This is a genomic window from Xenorhabdus vietnamensis, assembly GCF_002127535.1.
Taxonomy (GTDB): domain Bacteria; phylum Pseudomonadota; class Gammaproteobacteria; order Enterobacterales; family Enterobacteriaceae; genus Xenorhabdus; species Xenorhabdus vietnamensis.
The window spans coordinates 172,912-185,374 of record NZ_MUBJ01000001.1 but is presented as its reverse complement, the minus strand read 5'-3'; the positions used below and the strand labels follow the sequence as shown (position 1 = coordinate 185,374).

The 12,463-nt window shown below is 38.9% G+C and carries 6 protein-coding genes and 1 pseudogene; 3 read left to right on the top strand and 4 right to left on the bottom strand.

The features are described from left to right. The first annotated feature begins 54 nt into the window (after window positions 1–54). From sbcD to Xvie_RS00765, 3 genes and pseudogenes are all read left to right on the top strand, one after another. Window positions 55–1,293, top strand: coding sequence for an exonuclease subunit SbcD (gene sbcD, locus Xvie_RS00775; protein WP_086107504.1), 1,239 nt, complete (start codon window positions 55–57; stop codon window positions 1,291–1,293). After that, a complete protein-coding gene (locus Xvie_RS00770; RefSeq protein ID WP_086107503.1) occupies window positions 1,290–5,015 on the top strand; it encodes an SbcC/MukB-like Walker B domain-containing protein in 3,726 nt (1,241 codons plus the stop codon). Before sbcD ends, Xvie_RS00770 begins: the two co-directional genes overlap by 4 nt. Before the next feature lie 115 nt (window positions 5,016–5,130). Then, a pseudogene (locus Xvie_RS00765) lies at window positions 5,131–5,304 on the top strand (type II toxin-antitoxin system HicB family antitoxin); the annotation flags it as partial. Between the two features lie 47 nt (window positions 5,305–5,351). Here Xvie_RS00765 and Xvie_RS00760 read toward each other — a convergent pair. The 4 genes from Xvie_RS00760 to Xvie_RS00745 form a co-directional block, all read right to left on the bottom strand. Further along, complete coding sequence (locus Xvie_RS00760; protein WP_086107501.1) at window positions 5,352–6,983, bottom strand: ABC transporter substrate-binding protein; 1,632 nt, start codon at window positions 6,981–6,983, stop codon at window positions 5,352–5,354. Window positions 6,984–7,217: 234 nt separating this feature from the next. Beyond that, window positions 7,218–8,840 (bottom strand): ABC transporter substrate-binding protein, encoded by a 1,623-nt coding sequence (locus Xvie_RS00755; protein ID WP_086107500.1) that lies wholly within the window; start codon window positions 8,838–8,840, stop codon window positions 7,218–7,220. Between the two features lie 101 nt (window positions 8,841–8,941). Continuing rightward, on the bottom strand, window positions 8,942–10,588 hold the full coding sequence (locus Xvie_RS00750; protein WP_086107499.1) for an ABC transporter substrate-binding protein: 1,647 nt from the start codon (window positions 10,586–10,588) through the stop codon (window positions 8,942–8,944). Between the two features lie 127 nt (window positions 10,589–10,715). Further along, window positions 10,716–12,347 carry a peptide ABC transporter substrate-binding protein gene (locus tag Xvie_RS00745; protein ID WP_244175397.1) on the bottom strand — a complete coding sequence of 544 codons (1,632 nt, stop codon included), beginning with the start codon at window positions 12,345–12,347 and terminating at the stop codon, window positions 10,716–10,718. Window positions 12,348–12,463 lie beyond the last annotated feature (116 nt).

Here is a 12,463-nt window from a genome sequence, read left to right as displayed (position 1 = left end):
TATAATTAGCACCTGCAACAGGTAAGAAAAACACACAGGCAACGGCGGGAAATCATGCGAATCATTCATACATCGGACTGGCATCTTGGCCAATACTTCTTTACCAAAAGCCGTGCCGCAGAGCATAAGCACTTTTTACAATGGCTGATTGAGAGAATCGTGCAATATCAGGTTGATGCACTGATTATAGCCGGCGATATTTTTGATACAGGCTCTCCTCCCAGCTATGCACGCGAACTTTATAACCAATTCATTGTGGCACTACAGCCCACAGGCTGCCAGCTTGTCATTCTCGGGGGAAACCATGATTCCGTTGCCACACTCAACGAATCGAAATCTCTTCTTTCTTACCTGAATACCACCGTGATTGCTAATACTGAAGCTAGTAATATCGCACAGCAGATAAAAATTCTGAATAATAGAGATGGTAATGTCGGAGCGATTCTCTGCGCCATTCCCTATCTACGTCCACGGGATATCATGACCAGTCAGGCGGGGCAATCTGGTGTACAAAAACAGCAAGCATTACAGGATGCTATTACCGAACACTATCACAAGCTCTACCAGCGTGCCTGTGCATTACGAGAACAACTCGGCCAGCCATTACCAATCATCGCCACTGGGCACCTCACTACAGTAGGTGCTTCTACTACAGATTCTGTTCGTGATATCTATATTGGTACATTAGATGCGTTTCCCGCACAGGCATTCCCACCTGCGGACTATATTGCACTGGGGCATATACATCGCCCTCAAGTCATCGGCAAATCAGAACATATCCGCTACAGTGGCTCCCCAATTCCACTCAGTTTTGATGAAGTTGGACAGGATAAAAGTGTTTGCTTAGTAGACTTTAAGTCAAATAAACTCAATAACATCACACTTTTGCCAATACCTCATTATCAGCCGATGCAGCTTATTCGTGGTAATTTGAAGCAAATAGAAGAACAATTACAGCCGTTCAAGGAATATCAGGGAGAACGACCTGTTTGGTTGGATATCGAAGTCGCTACCCAGGATTACCTGCACGATATCCAGAAACGCATCCAGACCCTGAGTGAAGGCCTACCTGTTGAAATCATTCTGCTACGCCGCAGCAAAAGCGCTCGTCAACTTTCACTCTCTGAACAAAATAAAGAAACACTTACCGAACTGAGCGTAAATGAAGTTTTTGAGCGCCGTTTGGCGCTGGCAGAAATAGACGACCTTCCCCAGAAACAACGCCTGACCACCCTGTTTAAACAAACGCTGGATGATATTTCTCAGCAATCACATGAAAAGAACACGCCATGAAAATTCTTAGCTTACGGCTGAAAAATATCAATTCCCTGCAAGGCGAATGGAAAGTTGACTTTACGACAGAACCCTTTGCCAGCAATGGGTTATTTGCCATTACCGGCTCAACTGGTGCAGGGAAAACCTCCTTACTGGATGCCATTTGCCTCGCTCTCTATCATGAAACCCCGCGGCTCAAAACGATTTCCATCTCGCAAAACGAGCTAATGACCCGCCATACCACTGAATGCCTTGCTGAAGTGGAATTTGAAGTCAAAGGCATCGCTTATCGGGCATTTTGGAGTCAGCGTCGTGCCCGCAATCAAGCAGATGGCAAACTGCAACAACCAAAAGGAGAATTGGCGCTCAAAGAAGACGGAAAAATTCTGGCTGATAAGCTTCCGGAGAAAAAAGAAAAAATTGCCGAAATCACCGGACTGGATTTTAGCCGTTTTACCAAATCCATGCTTTTATCACAGGGGGATTTTGCTGCATTTTTAAACGCACAAGATAAAGATCGGGCAGATCTACTGGAAGAACTCACCGGCACAGAAATTTACGGCATTCTGTCCCAAGAAATTTATCAACGCCATAAAGAAGCACAATCTGAGTTGAACATCCAGCAGGCCAAAGCCTCTTCCATTGAGTTATTCACACCAGAACAGCAACAAACATACCAAAACCAACAGCAGCAGCTTATTGCAGAAGAAGCTAAACTCACCCAACAAATAAAAGTGTTACAAGCCGCTGAACAGTGGCTATTTAGGCGGGATGAACTACAACAATCGCAGGTCAGTAATGCCGCACTTTTACAACAAACCGAGCAAGCCATTCAAGAAGCGCAACCTCAATTGCAACAACTTGCAGCCAGCGAACCAGCAGAGAAAATCCGCCCATTATGGGATGCACAAAACCGGGCTCTACACGAGAAACAGCGGTTCACTGAACAACGTACAAAAATAGAGAATGAACGCCAACAACAACTGGAAATGCTGCAACCTGCGGAACAGCAACTGACACAGTTGGAGAAGATTGAAGAAGAGCACCAACAACATCAAAATCAGCAAGAAAAGCTCATCTCAGAACAAGTTATGCCGCTCGATCATAAAATTGATATTCAATCCAAAGACCTACTGAAACTTGAAAAAGAGATCACGAGACAAAATCTCGATCTTACTGACATCTTATCCCAGCACCAAAACGCACAGAATCAAATAGCTACTTTGAATAGCGAGCAAAAGGCGTTGGAATTCTATTACGAGCAACACCCTTATTACCACAATTTAGACAGCAAACTGCCTGAATGGAAACAGCTATTCATCCGCCAGAAAGAGCGACAAGAAAAAATATCCCAGCTCACCCCAAGTATCCAAAAAATCGCTTCTGAACTTACCCGCACCACCGATCATTTAAATATATTGAATACAGAATTGGCCAAAAAACAAGAACAGAGCCAAACACTACTCAATAACCTGACTTCAGCCGAAAAACAACTTATAGCTTTGCAGCAAAAGCATCCATTGGAACAGTTGCAAAAAAATTTAGAAAATTATCAGAAACAGTTAGCATCACAAAATCAACTGGAGATCTTACTTCCCCAGCTTCAACAGCAACAAACTGCGATCACAACCGATAAGAATAAATTAATATCATCCCTGTCATTGATAAAAGCCCTACCAGATCAGATCGCAACCCTCAATCAACAATTAGCGGACAAGCAACAACATTTTGACGACCTCACCAATCGAATTCGTTTAGAACAGAGGATCGTCAATCTGGAAAAAGAACGGACACAATTAAAAGAAGGAGAATCTTGTCCGCTTTGCGGTTCAACTCACCATCCTTTAATCAGTGAATACCAGAATATTGCACTATCGCACTCAGAAGAGCGCTTGAAAACCCTACGCCAACAAATTGATCAATTTCAAGAAAATCGCACAGCCCTACAGCAAAAACAACAAATTCAGCAACAAAACTGTGAACAGTTGCAACAAAATATTACACAGTGCAACGCTAAATTAGCCGAATTGGTTAAACAGTGGAATCACCATTGCCAACAGTTACAGACTATAGAGCTATCGATTATAAAACTACCGATTGAAGAAGAGGCGGTTAATCACTTTATCAATCAACGACAATCTGCTTATTGCCAACATCAAGCTCAGCAGGATGCGTTTTTACAGGCAGAAAAGAACCATCAAGCGGCCGAAAAAGCCCTTTCTGCCAACCGGGAACAATATCAGGCATGTGAAAAGAACCTTGAGCTGGAAAAATTCAAACAGGATTCAGCGCAGAAGCAATTCGCAGAAAAAACGGCAGAAGCTCAACAAATAGAAGCCGATTACGCTACAACAGCACAGCAGTTAAGCACAGAATTACAGCCGACACCTTTCACACTTCCCACTCATCAGGAAACTGAAAACTGGTTGCAACAACGTGAGCAAGAACTAAAAAACTACCATGATTCACGTGAAAAATGGCAACAACTACAAAAAGAACAAGCCGCCTTGCAAAGCAGACAAAATGAATTGGACAAGCAAAAAAATAAGCTAACCATCCATATTCATACTTTGAATGAACAACAGCAGCAGCAAAAACTGTTATTGGGACAAACGTGTCTGGAACGTCAGCGTTTATTTGGCGAACAATCCATAATTACCATTCGTCAGGCTTTGCAGCAAAAAACCAATGAACTGGAAGAGGCTTGCAAACAGGCTGCTTTCCACCTGCAAAAACTGCAAAACAAAATAAGTCAATTAACCGGCGCGACCAGTGAAGTTGAAAGAAACCACGCCGCAGCCGAAGTAAACTACAAACTTGCTGCCAATCAATTCCAAACAGGTCTGGAGATGCAAGATTTTCCCGATCAATTATCTTTTGAACGGGCCTTATTGGAGCCGGAACAACGGGAAAAATTACGACAGTTACAGGAAAAACTTGAACAGCAACAATTGCAAGCCAAAACACGACATCAGGAATCTCAAATAGCCTTACTACGGCATACAGAAATGCAGCCTCAGTTACCTGAACAATATGCACTCGAACAACATGCGCTTGAACAATATGAAGAGCAACAATTATCCACCATATTGATCGATGTGATATCTAAATTAAAACATAACAACCAGCAGCAGGGTGAGATCAGAATTCTATTGAACAGCGACGCAACTCGCCGCCAGCAGCAACAAGAGTTACTGTCACAGATCACTCTCTCACAACAAAACTATAATGACTGGAGTTATCTCAATAATCTCATTGGTTCTGCGGATGGTGCTAAATTCCGCCGTTTCGCTCAAGGCCTGACATTAGACCATCTTGTACATCTGGCTAATATCCGGTTAGAAAAATTACATGGACGTTACTATTTACAACGCAAAACTGACGGCGGGCTGGAATTACAAGTCGTTGATACCTGGCAAGCAGATGCCATTAGAGATACTAAAACCCTTTCCGGAGGAGAAAGTTTCCTTGTCAGCCTTGCCCTTGCGCTCGCTTTGTCTGATCTAGTAAGTAACAAGACCCAGATAGAGTCACTATTCCTTGATGAAGGCTTTGGCACACTTGATCCTGAAACCCTGGATATAGCTCTGGATGCATTGGATCACCTTAATGCTTCAGGGAAAACTATCGGAGTAATCAGTCATGTCGAAGCCTTAAAAGAACGAATTCCCGTTCAAATCAAAGTGGAAAAAAAGAATGGATTGGGGTTTAGTCAGCTAGCACCAGAATTTCGGGTTTAAACACGGAGATTAGCCATTAAATTTGCTGAATCTAAAAGATGCAAAACTCAAATAATCCAGTTAATGAATAACGAATTGTCCTGACAAAATACACAAGTAAAAATGGAATAAAATTATGTTATACCCAGCATTTATCGAAATAGATCAAGATGGTAGCGCCAGTGGTTGGTTCCCTGACGTTGCTGGGTGCATCTTTGCTGGTGACACACTTGAAGAAGCATATGCTGATGCACAATCTGCGATCAATGCACATTTCGAGTTAATGAAAGAGCAAAACCTGGAATTCCCAAATCATGGAGAGCCTGCTTTAGCAGGCTCTCAGACCACTGACAAACCTCATTTAACCGAATGCTTAATTACATAAAGATCTTTCGTTGCTACCATCCCCATAAAATTGGGGTAATAGCCGCCAATATAGGGCTTAACTAATACCGCAGAGACATGGTAATAAATAGGGATAATAGGAGTATCTTTTGTCAGAATATCGATAGCCTGTTGAAAATCTTTTTGATTATTAGTTTCTCCAGCCTTACGAACCCAAGTATCAAAATCCTTATTAGAATAGAATGAGGTATTATTTGTCTGATTTGTTGTAAAAATATTTAAGAAAGACATCGGATTATTATAGTCGCCAACCCATCCAGCTCTAACGACATCAAATTTTCCCTGATGCTCGTTATCCAATAGAACTTTCCATTCTTTAGTTTGAATATTAGCAATGACTCCTAGATTCTTTTTCCACATTGAAGTTGCAGCAATGGCAATTTTCTTATGCATCTCTGATGAGTTATAAACCAAATTAAACTTAAGGGGATTATTTTTATTAAATCCAGCTTCATTCAATAATTGTTTGGCTTTTTTAATACGTTGAGCTTGTGCCCATGTTTCATAATCAGGCTGTTTAAATTTAAAACCGCCGATCCTCGGAGGTAGAAAGGTATACGCAGGAACTTGACCTTGGGCAACAACCTTATTCGCAATAATATTTCTATCCAAAGCAAGATTCAGTGCTTGTCTAACTCTGATATCATTGAACGGAGGTTTTTTATTGTTAAAAGCATAGTAATATGTACTAAGTATGGGGAAAGTATGAATTTGTGAACCTATATTTTTCTTTAATGATGCAAAAGACCCCAATGGGATTGTAAATGTAATATCTATCTCTCCAGCAAGATAGCGGTTTAAATCTGAAACATCTGATGAAAGTGGAAGATAAGTCACTTGATTGATAACAGTATTTTTATTATCCCAATAATAAGGATTTCTAACACCAACAATTTTTTCGTTCACTTTCCATTCTGATAATTTAAACGCACCACTAGAAACAAAAAATTCAGGTTGAGTCCATTTATCACCATATTTTTCAACTACTTTTTCACTAATCGGAACCGTTATAGGGAAAGTCAGCATCTGTAAAAAATATCCAACGGGTTTTTCCAGTCTGACTTCCAATGTCGAATCATCCAAAGCCTTGACACCAAGCTCCTCCACTTTTTTCTTCCCGTCCAAAATCTCCTTGGCATTCACCACGGAAGCATCAACAAAATAGCTACCGTAAGGAGACATCGTTTTGGGGTTTGTCAGCCGTCGCCAGCTAAAAACAACATCATGAGCGGTAATTGGCGTTCCATCAGACCATTTGATCCCTTTCCTCAAATGGAAAATCCAGGTTTTCTTATCTTTTGTATCCCAACTTGCAGCCAGTTTGGGTCGGATATTGCCCTTTTTATCCATGCTCACTAATGTATCAAAAAAATCATTAATAATATTAAGTGCTATATTACCCTCAACTTTATTGACATCCAATGAGGCAGGTTCAGCCCCATTATTGCGAACAATCTCTTGTTTTTTCGCTAATTTTGTACCAGATGGAATAACTGCTGCATAGCATAGCGTAACACTTCCCAACATAATACTGATAGAATAAGTTAATATTTTAATTATTTTTGCATTGATTTTATTTAACATGTTATTTTCCTCTATAGCTGTACTGTAGTTAATTATTCATTGAGTTATCCTTATTTTATTTTCAACTCAAGATTCAGTATGAAACTCTATTTATTACTCAAACAATGATTTAATGCAACTAAAATAAACCATGAGTTTTATTAATGAAATTTACGAATTATTTTATTTTTTATTTAAAACACGGATTAACATAATTATCAGAGCCTAATAGCAAAGGCTCTGATAATTTATTATTTAATGCTCAACAATATAAAGATCTTTTGTAAGATATTCCCCTCTCGTGTTAGCATGAAATCCGCCAACATAAGGCTTAACCATATTATGGTTAACATAAAAATAAATAGGAATAGCTGGTAAGTCTTTTGTTAATATATCAGATGCCTGTTGATAATAATCTTTGTCATTAATCTCACTGGCTTTTTCTAATAAATTATCAAATTCATTATTTTCATACAGAGATGTATTTTTGACCTGCTTCGAAGAAAATATAGATAAGAATGTCATCGGACTATTATAATCAGCAACCCATGCCCGTCGGATAACATCAAATTTCCCTTGATGCATATTATCCAACATAACTTTCCATTCTTGATTCTGCAAAACAGCATTCACACCAAGATTTTTTTTCCACATAGATGCAACAGCAATGGCAATTTTTTTATGTCCTTCCTGAGTATTATAAAGGAGATTAAAAGTAAGTGGATTATTTTGATTAAAACCAGCTTCATTTAATAATTTTTTAGCTTTAGCAACACGCTGCTCCTGAGTCCACGAAGCATAATCAGGTTGTTTGAAATTAAATCCCCCTATATCTGGGGTAAGCATAGTATAAGCGGGTAATTGTCCCTGTCCTAAAATCTTATCAACAATAATATCTCGATCTACAGCTAAACTCAGCGCTTGTCTGACCCTGACATCATTAAATGGTGGTTTTTTATTATTAAATTCATAGAAATAGACTGTGGCTTTGGGAGAGATATGTACCTGATCAGGTAATGATTTCTTCAATGATGGAAAAGATTCTGCCGCAATGGTGTTAGTAATATCGATTTCTCCCGCCAGATAACGATTTAAGTCTGCTTTCTCTGAAGAGAGGGGAAGATAGGTCACTTTATTAATTATTGTATTTTTATCATCCCAATAAACAGGATTTCTGACACCGACTATCTTTTCATTTACGACCCACTCAGAGAGTTTAAATGGTCCGCTACCCACAAATACTTCCGGTCTGGTCCATTTATCACCATGTTTTTTTACTGCCTTCTCACTTATCGGAAACATAACAGGATGGCCTAGCATCTGTAGAAAATCTCCGACAGGTTTATCTAATCTTACTTCTAAAGTCATGTCATCCAGAGCCTTTACACCAAGCTCTTCCGCTTTTTTCTTACCTATCAGCACCTCATTTGCATTCATTACAGCAGCATTTTCAAGATAGCTTCCATAAGGAGAAACCGTATCAGGAACAATCAAACGCCGCCAACTAAATACCACATCATGAGCCGTAATGGGGGAACCATTTGACCATTTTGCATCTTTTCTTAAATGAAAGATCCATATTTTATTATCTTTAGTTTCCCAATGAGTTGCTAATTTTGGTTCAATCTTTCCCTGACTATTAACATAAATAAGGCCATCAAAAAAGTCACTAATAATATTGAATTCAACATCACTTGAAACTTTATGTGTATCCAATGAAGCCGGCTCAGAGCCATTATTACGCACGATTTCTTGTTTATCAGCTAACTGTGTTCCTTCTGGTACAATCGCCGCATAAGATAATGATATATTTCCCAAGATGAATGTAATGACACAGGATAATAATTTTATTTTTTTACTGATTGTTATTTTATTCATACTTTAACCCTCCATAATCGTATTTATTTATCCAGATAATAACCTTATCAATTTAATACCTAATCTAAAAATCAGAATCTGTTAACAAGCTCTGACCTAAATTAATGTTTAATTATATAGAGGTCTTTTGTGGAAATATAATCCATGGGGCTTGCATAGAACCCGCCAACATGCGGTTTTACCATTCTATTACTGACATAACTATAAATCGGAATCACAGGTATATCATTGTTGAAAATATCCATCGCCTTTTGGTAATAAGCGATATCATTAGTTTCACCAGCTTTAATCACTATCTGGTCGAAAGCGCTATTTTCATAGAGCGGGATGTTATGGCTGCTTCCTGTCAGGAAAGTATCCAGGAAAGACATAGGACTATTGTAATCCGCTGTCCATGCATATCTGACGACATCAAACTTGTTCTGGTGCATATTATCCAACATCACTTTCCACTCTTGGTTTTGTAAATTGGCTTGCACTCCTAAGTTCTGTTTCCACATTGAAGTGACAGCAATAGCAATCTTTTTATGCGATTCTCTTGTGTTATACAGTAGGTCAAATTTGAGTGGATTATTTTGATTAAAACCTGCTTCATTTAACAATTTTTTGGCTTCTTCAATTCTTTGTTCCTGTGTCCATGAAGCATATTCTGGTGGGTTTAATACAATACCTCCAATATTAGGAGGAAGAATATTGTAAGCGGGAAGTTGCCCCATTCCCAATACCTTTTCAGCGATCACATTTCTGTCTATAGCTAAATTTAATGCCTTCCTGACCCTGACATCATTAAATGGCGGTTTTTTAGTATTGAAAACGTAATAGTAAGTGCTGAGCATCGGATCAATATGAACTTGATCGCCCAATGTTTTCTTTAATGATGCAAAAGAGTCCAAGGGAATGGTCATGGTCATGTCAATTTCACCAGCGAGATAACGGTTTAAATCCGACTTTTCTGATGCAAGAGCAAGATAAGTGACTTTATTAATTACCGTGTTTTTATCATCCCAATAATGCTGATTCCTGACCCCGATAACATTTTCATTCACTTTCCATTCAGACAATTTAAACGCACCACTGCCTACAAAAGTATCTGGATGCGTCCATTGATCACCCTGCTTTTTGACCACTTTTTCACTGATAGGAACTAAAATCGGATGAGTTAACATCTGCAAGAAATAAGCCACTGGCTTATCAAGTTTTACTTCCAGTGTGAAGCCATCCCGTGCTTTAACACCAAGCTCTTCCGCTTTTTTCTTACCTAACAATACGTCGTTTGCATTAATGACATGGGCTGTTCCAAGATAACTGCCATAAGGAGATCCCATTGTCGGATCAAGTAAACGCTGCCAGCTAAATACCACATCATGAGCGGTGATTGGCGAACCATCAGACCATTTCGCCCCTTTTCTTAAATGAAAAATCCATGTTTGGTTGTCATTGGTTTCCCAACGTTCTGCCAGTCTCGGTTCGATATTGCCTTTTCTATCGGTATAGACCAAACCATCAAAAAAATCATGAATAATATTCAGTTCGACATTACTTTCTACTTTATGCACATCCAATGAGGCGGGGAAAGAGCCATTATTACGCACAATCTCTTGTTTCTCCGCCAATTGAGTGCCCGGTGGAACGACTGCGGCATGGGACGGTGCGATATTTGCTACGATATTTACTAATAATATTCCCATTGAGCAGGTAAGGATTTGGGTAATCTTGTTCTTACGTATCTTCGCCATGATTTTTTTCATGTTTTGATTCTCCATTAATTGCAGGTTTTATTATTACATTACGCTACCATATTTATTTAAGTTATTATTTCAATTAATTTAATCAAGTAATAAGAGCCTGATTTAATCGGCTCTTATTATTGAGTCTTTAATGTTTGATAATATAAAGAGCTTTTGTCGGAATATTTCCCAATGAATCAATATGAACGCCACCGACATAAGACTTAATTAATTTCACCCGAACATAATAATAGACAGGAATAGCAGGCATATCTTTATTGAGAATATTAATAGCCTGTTGGTAATCGGCTGGATCGTTAGTTTCGTCTGCTTTTAAAACCCACTTATCAAATTCTTTATTTTGATATTTCATGTGGTTATTGGTATTGCCTGATGTGAAAATATCTAAAAAGCTGGTCGGGCTACTATAATCAGCACTCCACGCGTATCTCGTCAGCTCGAAATTGCCTTGGGTCATACTATCATTCTGTGTTTTAGTTTCCTGATTTTGTAAAATAACATCTACACCGAGATGCTTTTTCCATGCCGAGCTGGCAGCAATCGCAATTTTTTTATGAGCATCAGAGGTGTTATATAGCAAGGTAAACTTAAGTGGGTTCTTTTCATCAAAACCCGCTTCACTCAATAATGCTTTGGCCTTTGCAACACGTTGCTCTTGTGTCAATGAAGCATATTCAGGATGTTTTAAATAGATCCCTCCAGCCCCCGGAGACACTACATCATAAGCGGGTTTTTGGCCATTGCCCAATACCTTGTCAGTAATAATGTTTCTGTCCAATGCTAAAGACAATGCTTGTCTGACCCGAACATCATTGAACAACGGTATTTGCATATTAAACAGGTAATAATAAACACTCATTATGGGTTTGACATGCAATTGATCACCAAATTTTTTCTTGACCATTGGCAAGAATTCCGATGGCCCACCATTGGATATATCAATCTCGCCAGTCATATAGCGATTGAGGTCAGCTTTATAATCTGATAATGGCAAGTAAGTAACTTTATTAATTACGGTATTTTTATTATCCCAATAATAGGGGTTTCTGACACCGACAATTTTTTCATTCACCACCCATTCAGAGAGTTTAAAAGGCCCATTACTGACAAAATTTTGTGGCAGAGTCCATTTGCTGCCATATTTTTTGATAGCCTTCTCACTAACAGGAGAGACTGCGGGATGTGCCATCATATGCAGAAAACCCGCTTTTGGCCTTTCCAGTGTAATTTCTATCGTTGCATCATCCAATGCTTTGACACCCAGTTCTTCCGGTTTTTTCTTGCCCGACAATACATCACTGGAATTCACAATCCTAGCTTGGATCAGGTAACTACCGTAAGGAGAAATGGTGTCGGGCGTAACCAGACGCCGGAAAGAAAAAACCACATCATGAGCTGTAATTGGTGTTCCGTCAGACCATTTAACCCCTTTCCTTAAATGGAAGATCCACGTTTTATTATCTTTGGTTTTCCAGCATTCAGCCAAAGCGGGGATAATATTCTCTTCTTTATCCGTATCAACTAAACGCTCAAAAAAATCCTGCAAAATATCAAATTCACTACTACCCTCAGATTTGTGCGGATCTAAAGAACCTGGCTCAGAAAAATTATTGCGGGTGATTTCTTGCTTATCCGCTAATTGAACATTAGGAGGAACAGTGGCATAAGAGAGGGTAACACTTCCTAAAATTAGGCTAATAGAATAGGTTAATATTCTGGCTATTTTATTTTTTATTATCCTTACCAGTATGTTCTGCATATTAGAGGTCTCCATAACTGTTTTTATTATTAAATAATCTTTACATATATCACTATTACCTTATAGCTATTGCCCTATAACCATTACTGATATGAAAATTACTACATTCAGTTATA

Bases quoted from the DNA above. Each gene is read 5' to 3' on its own strand.
- Xvie_RS00770 (WP_086107503.1), top strand. From the start codon at position 1,290: ATGAAAATTCTTAGCTTACGGCTGAAAAATATCAATTCCCTGCAAGGC.
- Xvie_RS00750 (WP_086107499.1), bottom strand. From the start codon at position 10,588: ATGAAAAAAATCATGGCGAAGATACGTAAGAACAAGATTACCCAAATC.
- Xvie_RS00745 (WP_244175397.1), bottom strand. From the start codon at position 12,347: ATGCAGAACATACTGGTAAGGATAATAAAAAATAAAATAGCCAGAATA.
- Xvie_RS00760 (WP_086107501.1), bottom strand. From the start codon at position 6,983: ATGTTAAATAAAATCAATGCAAAAATAATTAAAATATTAACTTATTCT.
- Xvie_RS00755 (WP_086107500.1), bottom strand. From the start codon at position 8,840: ATGAATAAAATAACAATCAGTAAAAAAATAAAATTATTATCCTGTGTC.
- sbcD (WP_086107504.1), top strand. From the start codon at position 55: ATGCGAATCATTCATACATCGGACTGGCATCTTGGCCAATACTTCTTT.